The organism is Allopusillimonas soli, assembly GCF_004153445.1.
GTDB lineage: Bacteria > Pseudomonadota > Gammaproteobacteria > Burkholderiales > Burkholderiaceae_B > Allopusillimonas > Allopusillimonas soli.
Window position 1 is genome coordinate 992,048 of sequence record NZ_SDQC01000001.1, and the last position, 25,210, is coordinate 1,017,257.

Here is a 25,210-nt window from a genome sequence, read left to right on the forward strand (position 1 = left end):
ATACGCAATAAAAACCATGTGCAACGCGCCTACCATGGAGAAAAGATTGGAGGCAATACATGGCAGCCGTCATTGCAGATCAACTTCGCATTCTGGATATGGGCTACAGGCTGGAAAACAGCCTGACCGCCCGCGAAGGACGCATATTCCTGACCGGCACGCAGGCGCTTGTCCGCATGATGCTGTCACAGCGCGCCGCCGACAAGGCTGCGGGCCTGAACACGGCCGGTTTCGTCACAGGCTATCGCGGCTCGCCGTTGGGCGGCGTTGACATGGCCATGTGGCGCGCGCAGGATCAACTCCAGGAAAGCGAGATCAGCTTTCTGCCCGCCATCAACGAAGATATGGGCGCCACGATGGTCATGGGCACGCAGCAGGCGGGAATGCGGGACGATCGCATCGTCGATGGCGTGTTTGCACTCTGGTATGGCAAGGGCCCCGGCCTCGACCGGGCGGGAGATGCCCTGCACCATGGCAATGCCGCCGGCGCCTCGCCCCATGGCGGTGTGCTGATGGTGGTGGGCGACGACCCCACGGCAGCATCGTCATCCATTCCTCACGCCAGCGAAGCCTCGCTTGCCGCCTGGCACATTCCAGTCATCAACCCCGCTTCGGTTGCCGAGTACGAACTGTTTGGCCGCTGGGGTTGGGCGCTGTCGCGCTACAGCGGTGCATGGGTCGCACTCAAGGCTGTTACGGAAACCGTGGAAAGCGGGCGCTCGTTTGCATTGCAGCCGATCCCCGACTTTGCCACACCCGACGACGATCCCCATAAAGCAGCACTACCCTATAGTGCGCGGGAATTCCTGACGCCCGCCATTGAGCAAAGAATATTGCAAAGAGTGCAAGCCGTGCGTGCATTCGCGCGCCGCCACCGCCTGGACATACTGTCCTGTCCGGCCCCCGGCGCGCGCGTGGGCATTGTCTCCAGTGGCAAGGGTTTTCTGGACGCTGAGGACGCGCTCGCGCAACTGAACCGCGAGGCGGACCTGGCCGGCGTTCCGCTGCCGGAAATACGGCACTACAAGCTGGGCCTGATATGGCCCGTCGAGCCATCCGGGCTTCTGGATTTTGCCCGCGGCTTGGACCATATTCTCGTGGTCGAAGAAAAATCGACCATTGTCGAGAGCCAAGTGAAAGACCTCCTGTTCAATCAGGCCAGACGCCCCACGGTGTGCGGTGAGCGGGGCTTGCGCGAACAGACCCTCCTCGCGCGCAGCGGCCAGCTCACGCCAGACAGCGTCCTGGCGGCCGTGCTGGACTGGCTGCATGATACGGACGCGCTGCCGCAACACAGTGCGCCGGCCCTGTTTGATGAAACTCGGCGGCGCACCGAAGCGCGCGGCGCCGACACACCGGCGGCCAAGCCGGCCCGGGAAACGCCACGACCCGCGTTCGCTCCGGTCGACATTGCCCGCAAGCCAACGCCGACCGCGCTGAGCCGACGCCCCTATTTCTGTTCCGGCTGCCCGCACAACACCTCGACCAAGGTGCCGGAAGGCAGCCAGGCGCTGGCCGGTGTGGGTTGCCACTACATGGCAACATGGATGGACCGCAGCACCAGCGGACTGACACAGATGGGCGGCGAAGGCGCGGACTGGATCGGCCTGTCACGCTATATCAAGACACCGCACGTATTCCAGAACATGGGCGAAGGGACTTATTTTCATTCAGGCTATCTGGCCATACGCCAGGCGGTCGCAGCCAAGGCGAACATCACCTATAAGATTTTGTTCAATGACGCCGTGGCCATGACCGGCGGCCAGCCCGTGGACGGACGCATTTCCGTGCCGGGAATATGCCAGCAGTTGCTGGGCGAAGGGGTGGGTCATATCGTTGTCACCAGCGACGACCCTCAAAAGTACGGCCCAGGCGATCTGCCCTCGGGCGTCAAGGCATATCCGCGCAGCGAACTGGATCGCCTTCAACGCACACTGCGCGAAATACCGGGCGTCACGGTACTCATTCATGATCAGGCCTGCGCGGCGGAAAAGCGGCGCCGCCGCAAGAAAAAAATCATGCCCGAACCGACCCGGCGCCTGTTCATCAACGAAGCAGTCTGTGAAGGTTGCGGAGATTGCGGCACCCAATCGAACTGCCTGTCATTGGTTCCGGTGGATACGCCGTTCGGGCGCAAGCGCGCCATAGACCAATCCAGCTGCAACAAGGACTACAGCTGCGTCGACGGCTTCTGTCCGAGCTTTGTTTCCGTGGAGGGCGGCAGGCCACGCAAGGCCCGCGGCAAACAGGATCCACAGCATCTGGCAGCGCTCGCCGCCGCGCTGCCCTCGCCCGCGACGCAAAGCGAGGCAGCATGTTGCAACATTCTGGTTGCAGGCATAGGCGGCACCGGCGTCATTACGGTGGGAGCCATCCTGTCCATGGCAGCCCATCTCGAAGGGCGGTCCGCATCGGTGCTGGACATTACCGGCCTGGCCCAGAAGGGCGGCGCGGTGATCAGCCATATCCGGCTTTCGCGCGATGCCCGCCAGCCTGGCGCCGTTCGCATTGGCCCGCAACAGGCCGACGCAGCCATTCTGTGCGATGTGGTTGCAGCAAGCAGACCCGATGCCCTGCAGGCGCTGCGACGCCATGGCACGCTGGTTGTGCTCAACACTTATCTGGCGCCCACAGCCGAGTTCACGCGTGATCCACAGGCCAACCTCGACCCCCAGGGCCTGATCGATCAGCTACGTGCAACCACCGGCGCAGATGATCATGCCATGCTCGATGCGCATGGGTTGGCCACATCCCTGATGGGGGACGGCATACTGGCCAATATGATGATGCTTGGCCACGCATGGCAGCGCGGCGGCATCCCGCTGAGCGAAGCCGCCATCATGCGCGCACTGGCGTTGAACGGCGTGGCAGTGGAGGCCAACAAGCAGGCTTTTGGACTGGGCCGGCTGGCGGCGGCGCGTCCGGATACGCTGGGCGCGGTTGAGCCGAAAGCCACAGTCATTCATATGCCCGAACCGCTGACGGCGGTCATGGAACGCTGCGAAAAGGACCTCGTCGCCTACCAGGATGCGGCCTATGCGCAGCGCTATATTGATACCGTGAACACGGTATTGGCCGCCGAGCATGCACTGCACCCCCAGGCCAGGCCGCGCTTGGCGCTGGCCGCTGCCCGCGCCCTGTACAAGCTCATGGCCTACAAGGATGAGTACGAAGTGGCTCGCCTATACACCGATGGCCGTTTCAGGCGCAAGCTGGAAGAAACATTCGAAGGCGACGTGACGCTGCGTTTCCATCTGGCGCCGCCCTTGCTGGCTCGTCGTGATCCCGCCACGGGGCGCCCCCGCAAAATGACTTTCGGACCCGGCATGATGTATTTGTTTCGGTTGCTCGCCCGCTGTCGGCGCGTGCGAGGCAGTTGGCTGGATCCATTTGCTCATTCCAGGGAAAGACGGCTGGAAAGAGCCTTGATCACCGACTACTGCAATGCGCTGGCCGCCATACTGCCCGGACTGGACGAAAAATCCTTCGAAGCCGCGGTCGAGCTGGCCGAACTGCCGCTGTCCGTGCGCGGCTTCGGCCCCGTCAAGGAAGCAGCGGCGCTGGCGTGCCAGGCACGCCTCAGGGCTGCGGCCCGGCCTGCCCATACTCCCCGGCCATCCGTTAACAAAGTTTTACGCGCGCATTCTTGAGCATTGCTTGCCAGCCTGTCTGGCAAGTTTTCCTGGCATTACCCGCGCCGCCACAGGGCATGGCGGCGCGGGCGTGTTCATATGGCCTAAAAAAGGCACAAGCAGCCACAAAAATCAAGCCCCAAACGCGCTTGCCACCACTCGAGACTATCACTACAATTAGTGCTCAAACACGTACAAACCACAATATATAGTGGTTTGGCTGCACCCATACGCAGTCAGGCCGCCTTTTCGCAGCAAACCGCAGTTTGCCTCCGCCAACCACGAAAACGCCCGGCGCATGCGCCGCTGCCCCGATTCCAGGAGCCTTCATGCAAACCAGCCAGACCGAAACCAGGTCCCATTCCGCCCCCCCTCCCGTCGCGGCGCCCAGCCCCCAGGAGGCCGCGGGCCAGTGGGACAACTTCCATATCATCCGGCGCAATGGCGCGGTCGTGGGCTTTGAGCCCGGCAAGATCGCCATCGCCATGACCAAAGCCTTCCTGGCTGTCAATGGCGGCCAGGGTGCTGCTTCGGCCCGCGTGCGCGAGCTCGTCGAAACCCTGACGGCGCAAGTCGTCAATGCCCTGGTGCGCAATCGCCCGGGCGGCGGCACCTTTCATATAGAGGAAGTGCAGGATCAGGTCGAGCTCGCGCTCATGCGCTCGGGCGAACACGACGTGGCACGAGCCTATGTCCTGTACCGTGAAAAGCGTTCCCAGGAGCGCGCGCGCAGCACACCGGTGCAGCCCGCCGTGGAGCAAAGCGCCATCCAGGTCACCGACAACGGCATCAAGCGCCCGCTGGACGTCGCGCTGCTGCGCGCCACCATCGCCGACGCCGGCCAGAACCTGCCCATAGAAATCGATGTCGATGGCATCCTGAAGGAAACCATCAAGAATATCTACGACGGCATTCCTGTCGACGAGGTGTTCAAATCGGCCATCCTGTCCGCCCGCGCGCTGGTCGAGAACGACCCGTCCTACAGCCAGGTCACCGCGCGCCTTCTGCTGCACACCATACGCAAGGAAGTTCTGGGCGAGGAAGTGTCGCAGGCCAACATGGCCACGCGCTACGCCGAGTACTTCCCCCAGTTCATCAAGGCCGGTATCGAAGGCGAGCTGCTGGACGAAAAACTCGGCCAATACGATCTGGCCAAGCTGGGCGCCGCCCTGAAGTCCGAGCGCGACCTCCAGTTCAATTACCTTGGACTGCAAACGCTTTACGACCGCTATTTCCTGCACCTGCGCGGCCAACGTATCGAACTGCCCCAGGTGTTCTTCATGCGCGTTGCCATGGGCCTGGCGCTCAACGAAATCGAACGCGAAGCACGCGCCATCGAGTTCTATGAGGTCTTGTCCTCCTTCGACTTCATGAGCTCCACGCCCACGCTGTTCAACTCGGGTACGCTGCATTCCCAATTGTCTTCATGCTATCTCACCACGGTTTCCGACGACCTGGCCGGCATCTACGACGCCATCAAGGAGAATGCCCTGCTAGCCAAATATGCCGGCGGCCTGGGCAACGACTGGACGCCCGTGCGGGCGCTGCGCAGCCATATCAAGGGCACCAATGGCGAGAGCCAGGGCGTCGTGCCCTTCCTGAAGGTGGTCAACGACACCGCCGTGGCCGTAAACCAGGGCGGCAAGCGCAAGGGCGCGGTATGCGCCTACCTGGAGACCTGGCACCTGGACATCGAAGAGTTTCTCGAGCTGCGCAAGAACACGGGTGACGAGCGCCGTCGAACACACGACATGAACACGGCAAACTGGATACCCGACCTGTTCATGAAGCGCGTCATGGAAAACGGAGAGTGGACCCTGTTCTCGCCCTCCGATTGCCCCGACCTGCACGACAAATACGGCAAGGCCTTCGAAGAAGCCTACGTGGGCTACGAAGACAAGGTTGCCCGCGGCGAGCTCAAGCTGTTCAAGAAAGTGCCCGCCGTGCAGCTATGGCGCAAGATGCTGTCCATGCTGTTCGAGACCGGCCACCCCTGGATCACATTCAAGGATGCGTGCAACGTACGCTCGCCGCAGCAGCATGTGGGCGTCGTGCACAGTTCCAATCTATGCACCGAAATCACGCTGAATACCAATGAGTCCGAGATCGCCGTGTGCAACTTGGGGTCGGTCAATCTGGCCGCCCACCTGAAGCAGGACGAAAGCGGCCACTATGTGCTTGACCATGCCAAGCTCGAGCGCACGGTGGCCACGGCCATGCGGATGCTCGACAACGTGATCGACATCAACTACTACGCCGTTCCCAAGGCCCGAAACTCCAATGTGCGCCATCGCCCGGTGGGCATGGGCGTCATGGGCTTCCAGGACTGCCTGCACATGATGCGCGTGCCGTTTGCTTCCGATGCTGCGGTCGAGTTCTCCGATCGCTCCATGGAGGCGCTGTGCTACTACGCCTACTGGGCCTCCAGCAAGCTGGCAGTCGAGCGCGGCGCCTATGGCAGCTTCAAGGGTTCGCTCTGGGATCGCGGCATTCTGCCGCAGGACACCCTGCGGCTGCTGGACGACCAGCGCGGCGGCTACGTCGAAGTGGATGACAGCAGCACGCTCGACTGGGACTCGCTGCGCGCCCACATCGGCAAACATGGCATGCGCAATTCCAATTGCGTGGCCATTGCCCCGACTGCGACCATCTCAAACATCATCGGCGTCTCGCCATGCATCGAGCCCAACTATCGCAATCTGTACGTCAAGTCCAATCTGTCGGGCGAATTCACCGTCGTCAACGACTATCTGGTACGTGACCTGAAGGAGCGCAAGCTGTGGGACGAGGTCATGGTGGCCGACCTGAAATATTTCGACGGCAGCCTTGCCCGCATCGACCGCATACCCAATGATCTGCGCGATCTGTATGCAACCGCCTTCGAAGTCGACCCGACCTGGGTAGTCGAATGCGCGGCTCGCCGCTCGAAATGGATAGACCAGGCGCAGTCGCTCAATATATTCATGGCCGGCGTGTCGGGCAAGAAGCTGGACGACATCTACAAGCTAGCCTGGGTGCGCGGGCTGAAAACTACTTACTACCTGCGCTCCATAGGCGCCACCAACGCGGAAAAATCAACCGGCAAGGGTGGCGAGCTGAATGCCGTACCCACCGCTGCTGCCAGCTCATCCGCATCAGCCACCTCGGCGTCCGCGATGGCAGCCCTGCCCGAAGCCGAGGTTGTGGGCACGGTCTGCACGCTGCGCCCCGGCGACGAAGGCTTCGAAGAGTGCGAAGCCTGCCAATAAACTTCTTCAGGGAATCGAAATCATGCTGAACTGGGACGAAACGCCTGCCACGCAACCCGCGACGCCCTCCACCGGCGGCGCCGCGGCGCCGGCGCAAGACCGCCAACACGGCATGGCCGATACGGCCATGCCCGCACCGCAAGCCGCGGCTGCCTCTGTGCCGGCCGATACGGCTGGCCGGGTTCGCGCCGCCGACAAGCGCATCATCAATGGCAAGACCGATGTCAATCAACTTGTGCCGTTCAAGTACAAGTGGGCCTGGGAAAAATACCTGGCCACCTGCGCCAATCACTGGATGCCGCAAGAAATCAATATGTCCCGCGACATCTCCTTGTGGAAGAACCCCAATGGGCTCACCGAAGACGAGCGCCGCATCGTCAAGCGCAACTTGGGGTTTTTCGTCACGGCAGACTCGCTGGCCGCCAACAATATCGTGCTGGGCACCTACCGCCATATCACGGCTCCGGAATGCCGGCAGTTCCTGCTGCGCCAGGCTTTCGAGGAAGCCATTCACACGCACGCCTATCAATACATTGTCGAAAGCCTGGATCTGGATGAGTCCGAGATATTCAATGCCTACAACGAGGTCCCATCCATCCGTGCGAAAGATGAATTTCTGATTCCATTCATCGATGCAATCGCCGATCCTGACTTCAAGACCGGCACCCCCGAGGCAGATCAGAAACTGCTCAAATCACTCATTGTTTTTGCGTGCCTGATGGAGGGCTTGTTCTTTTATGTTGGTTTTACGCAAATACTTGCGTTAGGCCGACAGAACAAAATGACGGGCGCCGCCGAGCAGTACATGTACATTCTTCGCGACGAATCCATGCACTGCAATTTCGGCATTGATCTGATCAACACGATCAAACTTGAGAACCCGCATCTTTGGACGGCATCCTTTCGCGAAGAGATTCGCGAACTCTTCAAAACGGCTGTAGACCTTGAATATGCTTACGCTGAGGACACCATGCCGCGCGGCGTGCTCGGTCTGAACGCATCGATGTTCAAGTCTTATTTGCGATTCATCGCCAATCGCCGTTGCCAGCAAATCGGCATCGAAGCACTCTTCCCTCAAGAAGAAAATCCATTTCCATGGATGGCCGAGATGATAGATCTCAAGAAGGAACGCAACTTTTTTGAGACACGCGTCATTGAATATCAGACTGGCGGAGCACTAAGCTGGGAATAATGCTTGGTCGATAAGCGAAGCTACGTTAGACTCTAGGCGTGCGGAGTATTCATTACTCTGCACGCTTGCGCCATTTGAGATGGGTCGCATCCTCACATGGGGGCCATATCAAATGGGTGAACGTTCTCTTCGACTCGATCTCAAGGAGCATTACTATGGCAACAGCCAAGAAGGCCGCCAAGAAGGCGGCAACCAAGAAAGCTGCACCCGCCAAGAAAGCTACACCCGCCAAAAAAACAGCAGTAAAGAAAACCGTCGCTAAAAAGGCAACAGCCCGCAAGACGGTAGCCAAGAAGGCACCGGCGAAAAAGGTCGCAGCCAAGAAAACCGTCGCCAAGAAGGCCGTGAAGAAAGCTGTCAAGAAGGCTCCGGCCAAGAAAGTGGCAGCAAAAAAATCAGTCGCCAAAAAGACGGTAGCCAAGAAAGCAACCGCCAAGAAAGCAACCGCCAAGAAAGCAACCGCCAAAAAGGCAGTGAAAAAAACGGTTGCCAAGAAAGCGCCTGCCAAAAAAGCCACTGCCAAGAAGGCTGTGAAGAAAGCTGTCAAGAAGGCTCCGGCCAAGAAAGCGGCAGCTAAAAAAGCACCCGCCAAGAAAGCAGCAGCCAAAAAGGCAGTAAAGAAGGCACCGGCCAAGAAAGCGGCAGCCAAAAAAGCGCCCGCTAAAAAGGCAGTGAAGAAGGCCCCCGCCAAAAAAGCAGCTGCGAAAAAGGCGCCTGCAAAAAAAGCGGCTGCCAAAAAAGGACCTGCAAAAAAGGCGCCCAAGAAAGCCAGCGTGAAATCAGCTGCCCAGGCGACCAAGCAAGCTGCCGAAGCGCCCGCGGCGAAGCAAACCATCAATCCCGCTTCGTCTTGGCCCTTTCCAACCGGAGGCCGTCCCTAAGGATGTGCATTCCGCGGCGTCTGCCTGATATCGCTGCAAACCAAGCCCGGCATAGCCGGGCTTTTTTTATCCTGTATCACGCAAAGACGCGACGGCTTCCGTCAACCTGCACGCCATGCGACAATGACGCGTTCCACACACTCAACGCCTTGCCATGCTCAGCGTCCTGCACTTCCTTCTTAATATTATCTTTACCCTGTTTGGCATCGCTCTGATCATCCGCGCCTGGATATTCGCGATCCGACTGCACCCCTTCAACCCATACTCCCAGGCCATATTGCGCATTACCGATTGGCTGGTGCAACCCATACGCAAGGTGATCAAGCCAGGAAACCTGCTTGACTGGTCCAGCATTTGTGCCTGCCTGCTGGCGGCCTTGGTCTATCAGGCGGCGTTCTGGGGATTGCTGATAGGCCAGCTGCCGGGCATGGACATGCTGCCGGCGCTGCTGATCGCTGCCGTGCTCACTGTGCTCAAGTGGACCTTCAATGTCATTCTATGGATAACGCTGATCCAGGCCATTCTGTCGTGGGTTAATCCGCTTGCGCCCGTCATGCCGGTACTACACACGCTCACAGCGCCTTTGCTCGATCCCATACGCCGCATGCTGCCCAACCTGGGCGGCATCGATTTTTCGCCGCTGGTGCTTCTGGTACTGGCGCAGGTTGCCATGATGATTATCCAGCATCTCACCTTCACGCTGGTTGGCATGTAGCAAATCTACAGATCTCGCAGGAAATTGAAAAACACCCCAAAAGGTTGCATCAATGTCCAACTTTTGGGGTGCCGTTCAATTCGTGCTCCGGCCCTGAAGCGCCGTTCAAGCACGAAGGGCTTGGTCTACAGCGGCGCGACCCGCGTAGGCCCGTTTCCGCTGATGAGGCGCACGCGCTGCCCAACCGAAATGGGCACGTCCGCTTCTTGCGCAATGACGCGCGTCTCGCCGTTATCGAGCTTGACGGTTATTTCGAGGCCCTGGCTCTTGCCCATGCGGTTTTCTACCGCATTGCCCGCCAGCGCGCCCAATACGGTGCCGCCTATGGCCCCCAGGATGCTGCCGCGTCCGCCGCCGATGGCGCTACCAGCCACGCCGCCCATGGCGCCCCCGGCCAGCCCGCCCATGCCGGAGGACTCGTCTGTCTGGATGGTTACAGGCCGCACGGCCTCGACCGTGCCTGTACGTACGATTTGTTCGCGCTGCGCCTGCCCATATGTATAGACCGAAGAAGAAGCGCTATGGTTGGCGCAACCGGCCACCAAGGCGATTGTGCCGAGAACTGCCGTCAGGGCGATCAGCCGGCTGGCTCGCACGCCGGATTGCCAGGGAGAAATGGATTGCACTCGGGTACTCCTTTTGAAGCGCCGGCAGCAATTGCCGGAAAACAGGGCGGGGCGAACTGCATGCCAGTCTGCGTTATGCGTTCAACCGTAGGCCATAATGCGTGTGCAGGGCTGCGTCGATATCCTGCAGGCTGGGACGATGATTCTGCGGACCCTTGGCAGCAATTTTAAAGCTCCCCATGACGTTCGCCAAGCGCGCCGAATCAAGCAGGCTCCAGCCCTGGGTCAGGCCGTACAGCACGCCCGCGCGGTGCGCGTCGCCGCAACCGGTTGGGTCTACCACCGCCAGCGACGGCACAGGCGGCACAAGCATCTCCTGCCCGTCAGTATAGAGGATGGCTCCGTCGGCGCCATGCGTGACGATAGCCCCCTTCATATCTCCCGCAATATCGGCGATACTGCGCCCAGTCCGCTGCGCCACGACGCTGGCCTCGTAGTCGTTGGCGGTAAGCATATCGGCCAGGGACAGCATGCGCCGGATATCGTCACCCGAAAACAGTGGCATGGCCTGGCCAAGATCGAAAATGAATGGCGTGCCCTGGCGATGCAGCCGCTCCGCGTGCGCAAACATCCCTTCCTTGGAATCCGGCGCCACAATGGCCCAGGCGGCCTCCTGACCGCTCAGGTCGTTTTCGTCCGAGCGGGTCATTGCACCCGGGTGAAACGATGCGATCTGATTACTTTCGAGATCGGTTGTAATGAAACACTGGGGCGTGAACATATCAGGCAGTACGCGCACCATGCTGGTGTCGATGCCCAGCTCCTTCATATGAGCAATATAATCGGCCGCATCGCCACCCACCGTTCCAACCGGCACCGGATTGCCGCCCAGCAGGCGCAGGCTGTAGGCAATGTTGCCTGCACAACCGCCATATTCCTTGCGCATGCTCGGCACAAAAAACGAAACACTGAGCGACTGTATGCTGTCGGGAAGAATATGTTCTCTGAAATTACCTTCGAAGACGGTAATGGTATCGAAAGCTATCGAACCACAAATCAAAACCCGGTCGGTCATTGCACGCCTTAATCAATCAAAGAATTTATCGAGCTGATAGCCGTTTACCTTCTGGCCGTTCAGCATGACGGGAACGCGTATGGTCACTTCGCGGTCAGCGGGAAAGGGTTGCGACAGCGCATCCGCGGGCAGATAGGCATCCGGCGGAAGGTTCCTGCGCACCAGCATGGTGCCGGATGCATCCGTGAGCGTCAGCACGAGCGTGGGCCACTCCTGCGGCTGTGGCAAAGTGTTGCGTAGTGTCAGTTGCAGCACCATGGTGTCGGCCGGCGCCGTTGTGTCGGCTGGAGCCGTTGTGCCGCCAGCCCGGCCTGCCGCTTGCCCCTCTGTTTGGCCTGCCGCCTGCGCCTCGGCCACGGAGCCGCGCCGTAGCGACGAACTGGTGATGACGATTTTCTCAATGCGACGCGCATAGGGCACGCGGCAGTCAAGCGATGCGCAAGCCTTTTCAAGCGCGGGACGCAGCATGGGCACCTCGCCAGCGATCTGCGCTCGGTATACATAAGCCAACTGGGCCAGCAGCACCAAGAGCGCCAGCAGGACAAGCACCCGCCATACCAGACGCAGGAGCGATGCGCCGCCCCCATACGTTGCGCCGGCATCATCGTAGCCGGCTACTGCAGCCGGGTGGCGGGTTTCGCGCGCATGGGATCTGCGCGGCTCAACGTATATTTCGCTCGCTGAGGAAGGTTCGGGCTGGAAATCGTCTGCAGCCGCCAGGCCGGCATGCACGGCCGCCTTTGCACGCGGCTCGACGCGCTCTTCCCGAAATGGTTGGACACGCTCCAGATCGATCACCGGCTCACGTCCTGCGGGGATGTCCCGTCCCATGCTGAAGCTGGGCTCGCCAGCAGCACCATGCGGATTCACGCTAGACGATGGGATGGAAAATGACGCTTCTTCCCGCGGTGCAGTGCCCGAGGAAATGGTATGGTTCGGCCCCTGGCCCGCGCGTTGGCGAAGCACACTGGGGGGCACCTGCGGCTCGACAGGCGGCGCCGCTGAAGCCCGCAGGGGTTTCTGTTCCTGCGCCGCCGGCGCCTGCGGACCGGCGGGGCGCATGGACCTTGGCTCCGAAGGCCGCGGAAAAGCCGGGCCGGGCGCAGACGGTCGCAAGGCGGCATTGTCCGCATCACCATTCGCCACCACGGCCTCGAAGCCATCGAATATATGTGCACAGTTGATGCACCGGATATAGCCCTTGCGCAGCTGCAGCTGCTCAAGGCTGGCGGAAAACGTAATGCCACATTGGGGACAGCGCGTAGTCAGATCCATAAATATCAAAACCGATTGCGGTGATCAGCACTGGCCATGCAGGCATACCCATCCGTCTCGCGCCTGCCATACATTCAAGGCCAGCCAGGGCGCATAGGCTTGGGCAACCTCCTGCGCCTGTCGTTCCAGCACGCCGGACAGAACCAATCGTCCCCCCGGCGCAACCCGATTGGCCAGCATGGGCGCAAGCACCTTCAAGGGGTTGGACAGGATATTGGCGACAACAACCTGGAACTGGCCAGCGGGCAATTCGTCAGGCAGCATGGCGCGCACATCCGCTGCATTTACCTGTGCATTGTAGCGGGTCGACTGAACCGCCTGCTCGTCGATATCCACCGCCAGTGTCGTGCCGGCCCCCAGCAGTCGCGCAGCAATGGCCAATATGCCCGAGCCACAGCCATAATCGAGAACGGTACTGCCCTTGGTCAGCCCCTGCTCCAGCCACGCCAGGCACAAATGGGTCGTGGGATGACTGCCGGTGCCGAAGGCCAGTCCCGGATCAAGCTGGATTCGTATCAGAGAAGGGTCGCCTTCTCCCTTTGCAGCGGGAACCTCGGGGTTGTCATTGTGCCAGCTCGGCACGATCCATATCCGCTGCCCGATCTGGATGGGCTGGAACTGCGACTGTGTCAGACGGACCCAATCGGCATCGGGCACCTCGCGCAACGCCCATTCGCCATCGGCGTCGGCAAGGCCGGCCCCGCGGACATACTCCAGCACCTGTCCGGGATCCAGCCCATCGGGAAGAAGGGCCACCACACGATTGCGATGCCAGGCCTGTATCTCAGGCTCCAGGCCCGGCTCGCCAAACAATGCGCGCTCAGCCTCGGTGTCGCTGTCTGCATCCTCCACCGACACCGAAAGCACCCCTGCATCAAGCAGACCATCGGAAAGGGTCTCGGCCTGATGCTCCAGACAATACAGCACGAGTTCGCGCATTATTTCTTCATTCCATAGTCAAACAGGGGCAGTGCCCCCGTTTTTTTGCCTTGCGCACTACCTTCAGGGCCGTTGCGAGAGCTTTTGCTCCAGATAATGAATGCTGGTGCCCCCCTCACGGAAGCGCGCATCGTGCAGCAGTTCCCGATGAAGAGGGATATTGGTCTTGACACCTTCGACCACCATTTCAGACAGTGCAATATCCATGCGCGCAATGGCCTGCTCTCGCGTATCGCCATAAGTGATCAGCTTGGCTATCATGGAATCATAATTGGGCGGCACTGTATAGCCGCTGAATACATGTGACTCCATGCGGACACCGGGGCCGCCCGGTGTATGCCAACTGGTGATGCGGCCAGGGCTGGGCATGAAATTGAATGGATCCTCGGCATTGATGCGGCATTCGATGGCATGCCCCTTCAATTGCACGTCGCGCTGGCGCAAAGCGAACTTCTCGCCAGCCGCGATGAAAATCTGCTGTTGGACAAGATCGATGCCCGTGATCATTTCCGTGACCGTGTGTTCGACCTGAATGCGCGTGTTCATTTCGATGAAATAGAACTCGCCTTTTTCGTACAGGAACTCGAAGGTGCCCGCGCCGCGATATTGCATCTTGCGGCAGGCTTCCGCGCAGCGTTCGCCTATGCGCTCCACCAGGCGGCGCTGTATGCCGGGCGCAGGCGCTTCCTCAATGACCTTTTGGTGCCGCCGTTGCATGGAACAGTCGCGTTCGCCCAGCCAGATGGCGTTGCGGCCTCCGTCGGCCAGCACCTGTATCTCGACGTGCCGTGGGTTCTCGAGATATTTCTCAAGATAGACCTCGGGGTTGTTGAATGCCGCGCCTGCCTCGGTGCGCGTGGTGGCAACCGCCGTAAGCAAGGCCGCCTCTGTGTAGACCACGCGCATGCCGCGGCCACCGCCACCGCCCGAAGCCTTGATAATGACGGGATAACCGACTTCGCTGGCAATGCGACGGATTTCATCCGGATCGTCGGGCAAGGCGCCAGCGGAGCCCGGCACCACCGGGACATTGGCCTCTATCATGGCGTGCTTGGCGCTGACCTTGTCGCCCATCAAACGAATGCTTTCGGGCCGCGGGCCGATGAATGCAAAGCCGCTTTTCTCTACCCGTTCGGCAAAATCGGCGTTCTCGGAAAGAAACCCGTAGCCGGGATGGATGGCCTCGGCGTCGGTAACTTCCGCCGCCGATATGATGGCCGGCATATTCAGGTAGCTTTCACGGGGCGAGGCCGGCCCGATGCAGACGGATTCGTCCGCCAGACGCACATACTTGGCGTCGCGATCGACCTCGGAATGCACGACAACGGTCTTGATGCCCAACTCACGGCAGGCCCGCTGTATGCGCAGCGCAATCTCGCCACGGTTGGCAATGAGAATTTTCTCGAACATGGCTTAGCCGATAACAAACAGAGGTTGACCGAACTCGACCGGTTCGCCATTTTCCACCAGAATCTCCTTGATGACCCCGGCGCGGTCCGCCTCGATCTCATTCAGGAGCTTCATGGCCTCGATAATACAAACCGCATCGCCTTCCTTCACTGCCTGTCCAACTTCCACAAAAGGCGACGCGCCCGGGTTGGGCGCGCGATAGAAAGTTCCGACCATGGGAGATTTGACCAGATGGCCGGCAGGCGCCGCGGCCTCCGCTGGCGCAGCCGCGGGATCGGCTGGAGCCGCCGGCGCCGCTGGCGCAGCCGCGACAGGCTCCTGGGCATAAGCCACAGGCTGCGTGACCTGGGAGAATTTGACGATGCGCACCTTGCCATCACCCTCGGTGATTTCCAGTTCGGCGATGCCCGAATCGGCAACCAGGTCTATAAGCGTCTTGAGTTTTCGTAAGTCCATGCCGGCTTCCCATGTATTACTCCGCAGTATGCCCGCAGAGTAAGGCTGTTGATCGTAGATATAAAAATGACGTGCTTGCCTGGCTCGCGCTACGGGGCCAGTGCAAACCTGAGGGCGGCTTCATAACCAAAGCTGCCCAGACCCGCCACCACGCCCTGCGCCTTGGACGACAGATAGGAGTGATGGCGGAACGCTTCCCGCTTGTAAACGTTGGATAAATGTACTTCGATATAAGGAATATCGACTGCGGACAAGGCGTCGGCCAGCGCCACGCTGGTATGCGTATAGGCCGCCGCATTGATAATGATGAAATCGGTGCCATCCTGCGCGGCGGCCTGGATGCGGTCAACCAGCGCGCCTTCATGGTTGCTCTGGAAGGCCGTGCATTGCGCGTGCGATTCGGCGGCAACCTGCTGCAGACGGGCGTTGATATCGGCCAGGGTCTGGCGTCCGTAAATGCCTGGTTCGCGCGAACCAAGCAGGTTCAGATTTGGACCATGCAGGACGAGAATATGCTGCGCCATTGTGGATGTTTTGTTAAGACAGACCGCCTTTTTACGCTAAATGGCGCTATTTGTCTACAAAAGACGGTTGTAATGAAAGGCAATCCGCCGTCAGGAAAGCCTCTGGATCCGGGCTTCCAACTGGTCGGGCTTGACTGGACCAAGCACTGTGTGGGCAACACTTCCCTTGGCATCGAACACGACGGTGAAGGGCAGCCCTCCCTGCTTGTTGCCGAGATTGCGCATCAGTTCTATGCCTTTGTGTCCGGCAATGAGCAAGGGATAGCTGACATGAACCTTTTCCTTGTTGAAGCGCTCGACATTGGCTGCGGAATCGATGGCGAGGCCAACGAAACGCACCTGCCCGTGCCGCTTGTGAAGCGCCTCGAGATCAGGCATTTCCTTGACGCAGGGCGGACACCAGGTCGCCCAGAAATTCAGCACGACGGGCTTGCCCAGATATTGCGTGAACGCAACCTCGCTTCCGTCCAGGGCCGCAAACGATTGCGCATAGAAAGGGTTGGCGACTGCCGCGCGGGTCGCGTGCACCGGTAAATACAATGGGGCGCCGGCCGCCAGGGCGGCCACGCCGAGAAAAAGACGACGATTCATGCCGGATATTGTAGGCCGGGCGCCCCTCTGGGCGCCAGCGAGCCTTCTGATTCAACAGGAAGCACTGCAGCGGCCATCATAGCATCGCACCCATGGCCTGCCGCCGCGCCGCGAACGAGACCGCACACATGGCGGATAAAATGGCTGCCGGAGGATCACCATGCATCTACATATTCTTGGCATCTGCGGCACATTCATGGGCGGATTGGCGCTGATCGCCCGCTCTGCGGGGCATCGCGTCACCGGCTGCGACAAGGGCGTCTACCCGCCCATGAGCACCCAGCTTACCGAACAGGGCATAGACCTGGTCGAGGGCTACGGTGCCGACCAATTGGGACTCAAACCCGACCTCTTCGTTGTGGGCAACGTCGTGTCACGGGGCAATCCACTGATGGAAGCCATCCTCGATCAAGGTTTGCCCTACGTATCCGGTCCGCAGTGGCTGGGCGAGCATATCCTGCGCGGCCAGCACGTGCTGGCCGTGGCGGGAACGCATGGTAAAACCACGACCAGTTCCATGCTGGCGTGGATACTGGCGCAAGCAGGCTTGGACCCCAACTTCCTGATCGGCGGCGTTGCTCCAGGCCTGCACGTGTCGGCCCGTTACCGCAGCGAGTCATCCTTGTTCGTCATCGAAGCCGATGAATATGACACGGCTTTTTTCGACAAACGATCCAAATTCGTCCACTATCGTCCCCGCACGGCCATTCTGAACAATCTGGAGTACGACCACGCGGATATCTTCCCTGATCTCGCGGCCATCGAAACCCAATTCCATCATCTGGTGCGCACCATCCCCGCTTCAGGCGTCATAGTGCGCCCCGCCCGATCCGAAGCGATAGACCGCGTCCTGGCGCGGGGCTGCTGGACACCCATACAGACATTCGGGTCCGACGGGAACTGGCAGGCGGACGAAGCTCGCCCGCAACAAACCGTATGCGCCGCCAGCCTGACCACCGCGGCGCCGGGCGATGCATTCGCCATCGTGCACGATGGCGACGTCCTGGGTACCGTAAGCTGGGCCTTGACGGGCACGCACAACCGCATGAACGCTCTTGCGGCGCTTGCAGCGGCGGAGCAGGCGGGCGTGCCGACCAGCGAGGGCATACGGGCGCTGTCCAGCTTTGCGGGAGTCAGGCGCCGCATGGAACTGCGGGGAACGGTGAGAGGCGTGGCCGTCTATGATGATTTCGCCCATCATCCCACTGCGATTGCAACAACGCTGGATGGGTTGCGGCGGCAGCTTGGCGCAGGGCGCATTCTGGCCGCCCTCGAGCCGCGCTCCAACACCATGAAGCTTGGCGCCATGGCAGCCCGGCTGCCGGATGCGCTTGCCCAGGCCGACCGGATCTTCTGCTACGGGGAAACACAGGGCAGGCATGCGCTCGGATGGAACCCGGCCGCTGTGCTTGCACCATTGGGCAACCGTGCCACGGTGTACGCTGAACTGGATAAAATGGTGGCAGACCTTTGTAGCGAGGCCCGCCAGGGCGATACTATCGTGGCCATGAGCAACGGCAGCTTCGGCGGCATACACCAAAAAATCCTGGAGACGCTGGCCCGCACTTCTCCATAACGACCATGATTCTTTACCTGCACGGATTCCGTTCCTCTCCCCAGTCGCACAAGGCCACCATCATGGCGCAGGCCATGGCGAAACGCGGTCTGTCTGGCCAATGGCTCTGCCCACAGTTGCCGGCCAGTCCCCGATTGGCCATGGATCTCTGCGACCGCCTTGTCAGCGCGGCACACGACAGAGGCATGGCGGTGCGGACTCAACTGGTGGTGGTGGGTTCATCTCTGGGCGGCTACTACGCATCGTGCCTGGCGGAGCGCTACCAGTGCCGCGCTGTGCTGCTGAATCCGGTTGTCTACGCGGCCCGCGACCTTGCCACACAGGTCGGCACGCACAGCATGTATCACTCCGACGCGCCTTTCGTGTTCGAACCCGAGTATGTGGATGAACTGGCCGACATGGCGGTCGGACGGCCCACACAGCCCCAGCGCTACTACCTGCTGGCAGCCAAGGGCGACGAAGTGCTCGACTGGCGCGAAATGGCCGACTGGTTCGCGGGCGCGCAAGGCCGCATTCTGGAAGGCAGCGATCATGGCCTGACCGGCTTCGAGCAGTGGCTTCCTGAAATCCTGGACTTTGCCCTGGGCGATCCAGCCCCTGCGCCATCCCCCAAACACTGACACGCGCGCTGCGCGTGCCGCATCGGATCATTATGTACGTTCTTTACGAAGAAAGCGGAAATTTCAAGGCAGCAAAAATATTCTCCGACAGCGACTCGACCATGCAGGTCGAATCCGAATCGGGCAAGCGCAGCAAGATCAAAAAGGCCAGTGTGTTGTTCCAGTTTGAACAGCCCGGCCCCGCCGATCTGCTCACGCAGGCGCGCACTATGGCTGATACCTTCGAAATCGATTTCCTGTGGGAATGCGCTCCACAACAAGAGTTCGAAGCCGCCGCGTTTGCGCAAGAATACTTTGGCCATACGCCTTCGGCCGTCGAAAAGGCGGCGCTGATTTTTGCGCTGAACGCCGCGCCTGCCTATTTCCACCGTCGTGGCAAGGGTTGCTATCGGCCAGCGCCGCCCGATATTCTCCAGGCAGCGCTGGCCGCCATCGAGAAAAAGAGGCAGCAGGCCATACAGCAGCAGGCCTGGACCGATGCCCTGGTATCGGGATCATTGCCTGCCGAAATTGCCGCGGTTGCCGGCAGCCTGATCACCCGCCCCGACAAAAACTCCATGCAATGGAAGGCTTTCGAAGCAGCCGTCCAGCAATTGCAAACAACACCGGAAAAACTTCTTCTGTCCTGCGGAGCCTGGCCGCATGCCCTGGCCCTGCATCAGTACCGCTTCTTCGCAAACCATTTTCCCAAGGGCACGCAATTGCCTGCGGCCGATCCGGGCTCGGCAGGCGCGGATCTCCCCTTGGCGCAGGTACAGGCCTACTCCGTCGACGATAGCAGCACCATTGAAATCGACGATGCGCTGTCTGTCACACCGCTCGACGGAGACCGCGTCCGCGTGGGTGTGCATATCGCCGTTCCCGGTCTGGCAGTCACGCGCGGCAGTGATCTGGACGCCATTGCGAGAGGGCGCATGTCCACCGTGTACATCCCAGGCCTCAAGGTACCGATGCTGCCAGCCGAACTCATCGCCGCCTTTTCATTGGACGCGGGTAGCCCCCGGCCAGCACTGTCGCTGTATGTGGACGCCGATCTCTCCACAGGCGAAATCCTGGCCACCGAAACCCGGCTGGAGCGCATCACTGTATGTGAAAACTTGCGCCACAATCAGCTTGACGAGGCCGTCACCGAAGAATCCCTCGACAATCCCGAGGCGCCGCTGCCTTATGCGCACTGGCTGCGCCCGCTATGGAGGCTGGCGCGCCATCTGTGCGCACAGCGCGAGGCCGTGCGGGGCAAGCCCGAGAACAACAACCGCGTCGATTATTCCTTCGAACTCGACGGGCCTTATGACGATCCCGACACCCCGGTAAAACTTATACCTCGGCGGCGCAACGCCCCGCTGGACAGGCTGGTGGCAGAATTCATGATATTGGCCAATGCCACCTGGGGCGGCCTGCTGGCCCGCCACGGTGTGCCCGGTATTTACCGGTCGCAGCAAATGGGCCGTGTCCGCATGTCCACGCAAGCTCTGCCCCACGAAGCCATAGGCGTGCCGCAATATGCCTGGTCGACCTCGCCGCTGCGACGCTATGTCGACATGGTGAATCAGTGGCAAATCCTGTCCGCGGCGGAGCACGGCGTATCGGCGCGCCTGGCAGCCCCGTTCAAGCCCAAGGATGCCGACTTGTACGCCATCATCGGGGCATTCGACGCCCAGTACGCGGCATGGGGCGACTTCCAGTCGGCCATGGAACGCTACTGGTGCATGCGCTGGATGCAGCAGCAGGGCATGCGTACGGTGCAGGGCGCTGTCATTCGCGACGATCTCGTGCGGCTCGATTGCGCTCCCTTCGTGACGCGCGTGCCCGCCTTGCCGGCACTGGAACGCGGCCAGTCCGTTACACTGGACGTGCTGGGTTTCGACGAACTGTCACTGGAGCTGGACTGCAGGCTGCGGGAAACCGCTGCCGCCTGATCCGGCGCCATCCCGGAAAGCGCGTATGCCGAATGTCACCACCCTGCCCGGCGCGCACACGCCGCGCAACGACTACCTGGCCATCGCACTCGTCCTGTCGGTGGCGATACACGGCGCTCTGCTGGCGCTGCGCTTTGCGACGCCGCAGCGCCCGCCGGCCCAACCCCGCAATCTTGAAGTGACCCTGGTGAACGCACGCAGCGAACGCATGCCCCTCCAGCCGAAAGTGCTGGCGCAGCAGCAGCTCGACGGCGGAGGAGAGGTCGAAGAAGGCTATGCCGCATCACCGCTGCCACGCACTGCCAACCAGACGCCGGATGAGATTGTGCTGGCCGCGCTGCGCCGGCGGCAGGCACAGCTAGAAGCCGAGCAGCGACGTCTCTATACCCGGCTGCTGGCGCGCGAACAAGTGCTCTCGGCCCGTCGCAGGCCCGACTCCCAGGGACAATCGGGCGAACAGGGCGAAGATGAACGCGATCAGGAAAGCGCCGTGATCAATGCACGCATCAGTGCCATCAAGGATCGCATCGACCGCTACAATGCAAGGCCACGGCGGCAGTTTGTCGGGCCTTCGGCGGCGCGCGTGGACTATGCCGCGTATGTCGAGGCATGGCGCAAAAAAATCGAGCTGATCGGCACACAGCACTATCCACAAGAAGCGCGCGGCAAGGTATACGGCAGCCTGCGCATAACGGTGTATATCCGAAGCGATGGCACGCTTGATCACTTCGATATAGAACGGCCGTCGCAACATGCCATATTGAATCTGGCGGCGTCGCGTATCGTCCAACTGGCTGCGCCTTTTGCGCCTCTGCCGCCGTCCATCGCACATGAAGCCCAGATTCTGGCCATTACACGCACCTGGAACTTCGTCAATCAACAACTGGAGGCGAACAGCCCGTGACCAGCACTCCTTCACCCGCACGCTATGGCGTCGTCGGCAATCCCATCGCCCACAGCCGTTCGCCTTATATTCATGAGACCTTTGCGCATCAGACAGGCATCTCGCTGAGCTACGAGCGCATCCAGGCTCCCCTGGACCGATTCGCCGACACGGTGCAGGCCTTTTTCCAGGAGGGAGGATCAGGATTGAACGTGACTGTTCCCTTCAAGGAACAGGCATTCGACCTGGCACAGGCCCATCTGCATCCGCGCGCCGATCTGGCCGGCGCCGTCAATACGCTCTGGCTGCACGACGGCGCCATTCAGGGAGACAACACCGATGGCGTCGGCCTGCTTGATGATCTGGTGCGGCTGGGTCACCCGCCAGGAGGCTGCCGCATACTGCTCGTGGGTGCGGGCGGTGCCGCGCGCGGCGTGATGTTTCCGCTGCTTCAGGCGGGCTGCGCAAAATTGCGCGTCGTGAATCGCACGCCCGACCGGGCTCGCCAGCTTCGTGATCACGTGGCGCAACGCGTCCCGTCGTTTGCGGTCAAGCTGGAGGCCGGCGGTCTTCCCGAGGCCGAGGGAGCCTGGGACATCGTCATCAATGCCACATCCAGCAGCCTGGACCAGACATCGCCAGATCTACCCGCCGGGCTCTATGCCCAAGGCGCGCTGGCCTACGACATGGTCTACGCCGCCCAGTCCACACCTTTCATGCAGCAGGCACTGGCATCGGGCGCGGCCCAAGCCGCCGACGGCCTGGGCATGCTTGTTGCCCAGGCCGCCGCAAGTTTTGCCATCTGGCATGGTGTCGCCCCGGACATCACCCAGGTTATGGAGGGGCTGCGCGGCCAGCTCGCCGGCGCCTGAGCCATGGCTGCACGACGCGGCCGCGCCTCCGCGCGCAAAATCAACAAGGCCAAAGTGGTATTGGCCGCCATACTCGTGGGCTTCGCGGCCCTGCTGCTGTATCAGTTCGGGCTTTTCGTCATGGTGCTGTGGCTGAGCCTGCGCAACCCATCCAGCAGCGCATTCATGAATGCCACCCTGACCCAACTGCGCGCGGAAAACCCCGATGCCGCCATCAAGCATACATGGGTTTCTTACGAACAGATCAGCAATAACCTGAAGCGCGCCGTCGTCGCATCCGAGGACAGCGGTTTCGTCGATCACAGCGGCGTGGAATGGGAGGCCATCCGCAAGGCCTGGAAATACAACCAAAGACAGGCCAGCAAGGGCACAGACAAGCGGCGCGGCGGCTCCACCATTACCCAGCAACTGGCCAAGAACCTTTTTCTCACCAGCGAGCGCAGCTACCTGCGCAAGGCGCAGGAGCTCGTCCTTACTTATATGATCGAGCTGGCGATGAGCAAGCAACGTATCCTGGAGCTCTATCTGAATGTGGCGCAGTGGGGCAAGGATGTATTCGGCGCCGAGGCGGCAGCCCGACATTACTATCGCACAAGCGCCTCAAGACTCAGCGCCTCGCAGGCCGCCACACTCGCCGCCATGCTGCCCAACCCCGATTACTACGACGCGCACGGCGTAACCGCTTATCTGCGTTCGCGGGCAAACACGGTCCGTCACCGCATGTCCCAAGTCGAAATACCTTGAGCACGCCCCTGCCGTCCTGGGGGCCACTAATGGTAATCTTGCAGTTTCGGCTTTACCCGCTAATCTGCCTCGATGCGTACCGCCCGCCGCTACCTCGCCCGCGAAATCTATCGTTCCAGCGCCGTCGTGCTGCTGGCACTGCTGGGCCTGTTCACTTTCTTTGCCCTGATCGAAGAGCTGGATGACGTTGGCAGCAAGTTCACCTTGCTCAACTTGTTCTATCTTCAGTCCCTGCAACTGCCCACCAGGCTCTACGATCTGCTGCCCATCGGCCTGCTGATCGGCGCCATCCTGGCCTTGGCCGGCCTGGCCCAGCGAAACGAACTCGTCATCCTGCGGGTATCCGGCGTGAGCGGGATGAAGCTGATGGCCATGCTGTGGACGCTCACCATTCCATTGGTCATCGGCGCTTTTATATTGTCGGAGATCGTCACGCCCGCCGCCGAGCTCAAGGTCAGCGAAGCCAAGCTCTCTTTGTTGGGCGAGGCGGAAGGCGGGCGCCTGGCCAGCGGCTACTGGTTCAAGGAATCCGATGGACACGGCGGCAACCGTATCATTAATATTTCCCGGCTGCGCGCATCCGGCGCCGTCGAGGATGTCACACTGTACGAGTTCGGGCCTGAACAGGTACTCACAACGTTCTCGCAGGCAGCCAAGGGCCACTTTGGCGACGGCACACTGGTGCTGAACGATGTCAAGCAGACTCGCATCAACGCACACTCCGTTTCCGCGCTCAAGGACGGCAGCAAGCCCGACGCGCCTCTTACCGAGCTGCGCACGCTGCCCGAACGCGTGCTGGCGACCAGCCTCACGCCGGAACGCCTGATCGCGCGCGTGCTCACGCCCGAGCGCATGTCCATCATGGATCTTGCCGACTATATCGACTACCTCAAGGCCAACCAGCTCCAGACGGAAAGGCAAGTGGTTGCACTGTGGCGCAAGATGGCCTACCCCTTCACCCTGCTCGTCATGATCACTATCGCGGCGCCGATAGGCTTCATGCAGACACGTCGGGGCGGCGTGGGCAGCAAGGTTTTCATCGGCATTCTCCTGGGGGTTGGCTTTTTCATGCTGAACCAGTTGGCGCTCAATGTCGGCATGCTCAGCAAATGGGCAGCCTGGGTTACGGCCCTGGTGCCCAATCTCGCCGCGCTCGGCATTGCGCTCGGTGCGCTCATACTGATGGAGAACCGGCACAACGTGCGGCGCTTCAACCGGGCCAACAGCCCCTGGAGCCGCAGCGCAGCATGAATGCCAAGCACAACGATATCTGGATCATCGGCGATCTTCAGGGCTGTCTTGCACCCTTGGAGGCGCTGCTTGCCCACCCCGACATAGCCGGCAACCCCGAGTCCCGTCTCTGGTTCGCGGGCGACATGGTCAACCGCGGGCCCGATTCCCTGGGTGCGCTGCGTAAGGTGAAGTCCTTGGGCAAGCGCGCCATCTGCGTGCTGGGCAACCACGATCTGCATCTGCTCGCTGTTGCCGCGGGCGCGGGTACCCTGAAGAAATCCGATACATTGCGTCCCATTCTGGATGCGCCCGATGCCGACGAGCTGCTCGACTGGCTGAGGCGCCGGCCGCTGGCCCATTACGAGCAGGGCCATCTCATGGTGCATGCCGGGGTTTTCAAGACCTGGAACACTGCCACCACACTCGCGCTGGCCGCCGAAGCACACGAAGTGCTGGCCGGCCCCGACTGGAAGAGCGCACTGGGCAAGCTGTACGGCAATACACCCGATATATGGGACGATGCGCTGCGTGGCGACGACAGGCTACGCGCCATCATCAACATTCTGACGCGCATGCGCATGTGCGATGCGCAGGGCCGCCTCGAGTTCTCGCATAAGGGCGCACCAGGCAAAAATCCGGGCATCATGCCTTGGTTCGACGTGCCTGGCCGGGCCATGGAGCGCGGCACCACCATTGTGTTCGGCCACTGGTCGACGCTAGGACTCATGGTACGCCCCGACGCCATCTGCCTGGACACAGGCTGCATCTGGGGAAGGCAACTGACTGCCATGCGGCTGCGCGATCACGGTCTTGTCGACGTGCCCTGCCCCCAGCAACGCCGGCCCGGAAAACACTGAGG

The 25,210-nt window shown here is 61.0% G+C and carries 21 protein-coding genes; 13 read left to right on the plus strand and 8 right to left on the minus strand.

All coding sequences use genetic code 11. The annotated features are described in order from the left end of the window. Window positions 1-59: 59 nt before the first annotated feature. The 5 genes from ERD78_RS04665 to ERD78_RS04685 all read left to right on the plus strand — a co-directional run bounded on the left by ERD78_RS04665 (window position 60) and on the right by ERD78_RS04685 (window position 9,668). Window positions 60-3,650 (plus strand): indolepyruvate ferredoxin oxidoreductase family protein, encoded by a 3,591-nt coding sequence (locus ERD78_RS04665; RefSeq protein ID WP_129968062.1) that lies wholly within the window; start codon window positions 60-62, stop codon window positions 3,648-3,650. Window positions 3,651-3,961: 311 nt separating this feature from the next. Continuing rightward, complete coding sequence (locus ERD78_RS04670; protein ID WP_129968063.1) at window positions 3,962-6,880, plus strand: ribonucleoside-diphosphate reductase subunit alpha; 2,919 nt, start codon at window positions 3,962-3,964, stop codon at window positions 6,878-6,880. A 22-nt stretch (window positions 6,881-6,902) separates the two neighbouring features. After that, window positions 6,903-8,072 carry a ribonucleotide-diphosphate reductase subunit beta gene (locus tag ERD78_RS04675; RefSeq protein ID WP_129968064.1) on the plus strand — a complete coding sequence of 390 codons (1,170 nt, stop codon included), beginning with the start codon at window positions 6,903-6,905 and terminating at the stop codon, window positions 8,070-8,072. Between the two features lie 155 nt (window positions 8,073-8,227). Then, window positions 8,228-8,953 carry a histone H1-like repetitive region-containing protein gene (locus tag ERD78_RS04680; protein ID WP_129968065.1) on the plus strand — a complete coding sequence of 242 codons (726 nt, stop codon included), beginning with the start codon at window positions 8,228-8,230 and terminating at the stop codon, window positions 8,951-8,953. Window positions 8,954-9,107: 154 nt separating this feature from the next. Continuing rightward, on the plus strand, window positions 9,108-9,668 hold the full coding sequence (locus tag ERD78_RS04685; RefSeq protein ID WP_129968066.1) for a YggT family protein: 561 nt from the start codon (window positions 9,108-9,110) through the stop codon (window positions 9,666-9,668). Between the two features lie 125 nt (window positions 9,669-9,793). Here ERD78_RS04685 and ERD78_RS04690 read toward each other — a convergent pair whose 3' ends face one another. The 8 genes from ERD78_RS04690 to ERD78_RS04725 all read right to left on the minus strand — a co-directional run bounded on the left by ERD78_RS04690 (window position 9,794) and on the right by ERD78_RS04725 (window position 16,504). Beyond that, window positions 9,794-10,294, minus strand: a complete 501-nt coding sequence (locus ERD78_RS04690) for an outer membrane lipoprotein (RefSeq protein ID WP_245152326.1) — start codon at window positions 10,292-10,294, stop codon at window positions 9,794-9,796. Between the two features lie 73 nt (window positions 10,295-10,367). Then, on the minus strand, window positions 10,368-11,309 hold the full coding sequence (locus ERD78_RS04695) for a carbohydrate kinase family protein (RefSeq protein ID WP_129968067.1): 942 nt from the start codon (window positions 11,307-11,309) through the stop codon (window positions 10,368-10,370). Window positions 11,310-11,321: 12 nt separating this feature from the next. Then, the gene (locus ERD78_RS04700; RefSeq protein WP_129968068.1) at window positions 11,322-12,584 is read right to left on the minus strand and encodes a zinc-ribbon and DUF3426 domain-containing protein; all 1,263 of its coding nucleotides are present in this window, start codon (window positions 12,582-12,584) and stop codon (window positions 11,322-11,324) included. Between the two features lie 24 nt (window positions 12,585-12,608). After that, the gene (prmA, locus tag ERD78_RS04705; protein WP_129968069.1) at window positions 12,609-13,523 is read right to left on the minus strand and encodes a 50S ribosomal protein L11 methyltransferase; all 915 of its coding nucleotides are present in this window, start codon (window positions 13,521-13,523) and stop codon (window positions 12,609-12,611) included. A 63-nt stretch (window positions 13,524-13,586) separates the two neighbouring features. Then, complete coding sequence (gene accC, locus ERD78_RS04710) at window positions 13,587-14,933, minus strand: acetyl-CoA carboxylase biotin carboxylase subunit (RefSeq protein ID WP_129968070.1); 1,347 nt, start codon at window positions 14,931-14,933, stop codon at window positions 13,587-13,589. Between the two features lie 3 nt (window positions 14,934-14,936). Further along, entirely contained in the window at window positions 14,937-15,389 is a 453-nt protein-coding gene (accB, locus tag ERD78_RS04715; protein WP_129968071.1) for an acetyl-CoA carboxylase biotin carboxyl carrier protein, read from the minus strand. 89 nt (window positions 15,390-15,478) lie between these two features. Next, window positions 15,479-15,913 carry a type II 3-dehydroquinate dehydratase gene (aroQ, locus tag ERD78_RS04720; RefSeq protein ID WP_129968072.1) on the minus strand — a complete coding sequence of 145 codons (435 nt, stop codon included), beginning with the start codon at window positions 15,911-15,913 and terminating at the stop codon, window positions 15,479-15,481. A gap of 90 nt (window positions 15,914-16,003) precedes the next feature. Beyond that, window positions 16,004-16,504 carry a TlpA family protein disulfide reductase gene (locus tag ERD78_RS04725; RefSeq protein ID WP_129968073.1) on the minus strand — a complete coding sequence of 167 codons (501 nt, stop codon included), beginning with the start codon at window positions 16,502-16,504 and terminating at the stop codon, window positions 16,004-16,006. Window positions 16,505-16,664: 160 nt separating this feature from the next. Between ERD78_RS04725 and mpl the strand changes: the two genes are divergently transcribed. The 8 genes from mpl (at window position 16,665) to ERD78_RS04765 (ending at window position 25,208) form a co-directional block, all read left to right on the plus strand. After that, the gene (mpl, locus tag ERD78_RS04730) at window positions 16,665-18,080 is read left to right on the plus strand and encodes a UDP-N-acetylmuramate:L-alanyl-gamma-D-glutamyl-meso-diaminopimelate ligase (RefSeq protein WP_129968074.1); all 1,416 of its coding nucleotides are present in this window, start codon (window positions 16,665-16,667) and stop codon (window positions 18,078-18,080) included. 5 nt (window positions 18,081-18,085) lie between these two features. Beyond that, window positions 18,086-18,700: a YqiA/YcfP family alpha/beta fold hydrolase gene (locus ERD78_RS04735; protein ID WP_129968075.1), complete on the plus strand. Its 615-nt coding sequence runs from the start codon at window positions 18,086-18,088 to the stop codon at window positions 18,698-18,700. Window positions 18,701-18,732: 32 nt separating this feature from the next. Further along, complete coding sequence (locus ERD78_RS04740; protein WP_129968076.1) at window positions 18,733-20,619, plus strand: ribonuclease catalytic domain-containing protein; 1,887 nt, start codon at window positions 18,733-18,735, stop codon at window positions 20,617-20,619. 25 nt (window positions 20,620-20,644) lie between these two features. Beyond that, window positions 20,645-21,523, plus strand: coding sequence for an energy transducer TonB (locus ERD78_RS04745; protein ID WP_129968077.1), 879 nt, complete (start codon window positions 20,645-20,647; stop codon window positions 21,521-21,523). Next, window positions 21,520-22,374: a shikimate dehydrogenase gene (aroE, locus tag ERD78_RS04750; protein WP_129968078.1), complete on the plus strand. Its 855-nt coding sequence runs from the start codon at window positions 21,520-21,522 to the stop codon at window positions 22,372-22,374. Before ERD78_RS04745 ends, aroE begins: the two co-directional genes overlap by 4 nt. A 3-nt stretch (window positions 22,375-22,377) precedes the next feature. Next, entirely contained in the window at window positions 22,378-23,118 is a 741-nt protein-coding gene (mtgA, locus tag ERD78_RS04755) for a monofunctional biosynthetic peptidoglycan transglycosylase (RefSeq protein WP_129968079.1), read from the plus strand. A 72-nt stretch (window positions 23,119-23,190) separates the two neighbouring features. Continuing rightward, window positions 23,191-24,369 carry an LPS export ABC transporter permease LptG gene (gene lptG / locus ERD78_RS04760; RefSeq protein ID WP_129968080.1) on the plus strand — a complete coding sequence of 393 codons (1,179 nt, stop codon included), beginning with the start codon at window positions 23,191-23,193 and terminating at the stop codon, window positions 24,367-24,369. Next, on the plus strand, window positions 24,366-25,208 hold the full coding sequence (locus ERD78_RS04765) for a symmetrical bis(5'-nucleosyl)-tetraphosphatase (RefSeq protein ID WP_129968081.1): 843 nt from the start codon (window positions 24,366-24,368) through the stop codon (window positions 25,206-25,208). Before lptG ends, ERD78_RS04765 begins: the two co-directional genes overlap by 4 nt. The last annotated feature ends 2 nt before the right edge of the window (window positions 25,209-25,210 follow it).

Coding starts and splice junctions, on each gene's coding strand:
- ERD78_RS04665 (WP_129968062.1), top strand. CDS start 60: ATGGCAGCCGTCATTGCAGATCAACTTCGCATTCTGGATATGGGCTAC.
- ERD78_RS04670 (WP_129968063.1), top strand. CDS start 3,962: ATGCAAACCAGCCAGACCGAAACCAGGTCCCATTCCGCCCCCCCTCCC.
- ERD78_RS04675 (WP_129968064.1), top strand. CDS start 6,903: ATGCTGAACTGGGACGAAACGCCTGCCACGCAACCCGCGACGCCCTCC.
- ERD78_RS04680 (WP_129968065.1), top strand. CDS start 8,228: ATGGCAACAGCCAAGAAGGCCGCCAAGAAGGCGGCAACCAAGAAAGCT.
- ERD78_RS04685 (WP_129968066.1), top strand. CDS start 9,108: ATGCTCAGCGTCCTGCACTTCCTTCTTAATATTATCTTTACCCTGTTT.
- ERD78_RS04695 (WP_129968067.1), bottom strand. CDS start 11,309: ATGACCGACCGGGTTTTGATTTGTGGTTCGATAGCTTTCGATACCATT.
- ERD78_RS04700 (WP_129968068.1), bottom strand. CDS start 12,584: ATGGATCTGACTACGCGCTGTCCCCAATGTGGCATTACGTTTTCCGCC.
- prmA (WP_129968069.1), bottom strand. CDS start 13,523: ATGCGCGAACTCGTGCTGTATTGTCTGGAGCATCAGGCCGAGACCCTT.
- accC (WP_129968070.1), bottom strand. CDS start 14,933: ATGTTCGAGAAAATTCTCATTGCCAACCGTGGCGAGATTGCGCTGCGC.
- accB (WP_129968071.1), bottom strand. CDS start 15,389: ATGGACTTACGAAAACTCAAGACGCTTATAGACCTGGTTGCCGATTCG.
- aroQ (WP_129968072.1), bottom strand. CDS start 15,913: ATGGCGCAGCATATTCTCGTCCTGCATGGTCCAAATCTGAACCTGCTT.
- ERD78_RS04725 (WP_129968073.1), bottom strand. CDS start 16,504: ATGAATCGTCGTCTTTTTCTCGGCGTGGCCGCCCTGGCGGCCGGCGCC.
- mpl (WP_129968074.1), top strand. CDS start 16,665: ATGCATCTACATATTCTTGGCATCTGCGGCACATTCATGGGCGGATTG.
- ERD78_RS04735 (WP_129968075.1), top strand. CDS start 18,086: ATGATTCTTTACCTGCACGGATTCCGTTCCTCTCCCCAGTCGCACAAG.
- ERD78_RS04740 (WP_129968076.1), top strand. CDS start 18,733: ATGTACGTTCTTTACGAAGAAAGCGGAAATTTCAAGGCAGCAAAAATA.
- ERD78_RS04745 (WP_129968077.1), top strand. CDS start 20,645: ATGCCGAATGTCACCACCCTGCCCGGCGCGCACACGCCGCGCAACGAC.
- mtgA (WP_129968079.1), top strand. CDS start 22,378: ATGGCTGCACGACGCGGCCGCGCCTCCGCGCGCAAAATCAACAAGGCC.
- lptG (WP_129968080.1), top strand. CDS start 23,191: ATGCGTACCGCCCGCCGCTACCTCGCCCGCGAAATCTATCGTTCCAGC.
- ERD78_RS04765 (WP_129968081.1), top strand. CDS start 24,366: ATGAATGCCAAGCACAACGATATCTGGATCATCGGCGATCTTCAGGGC.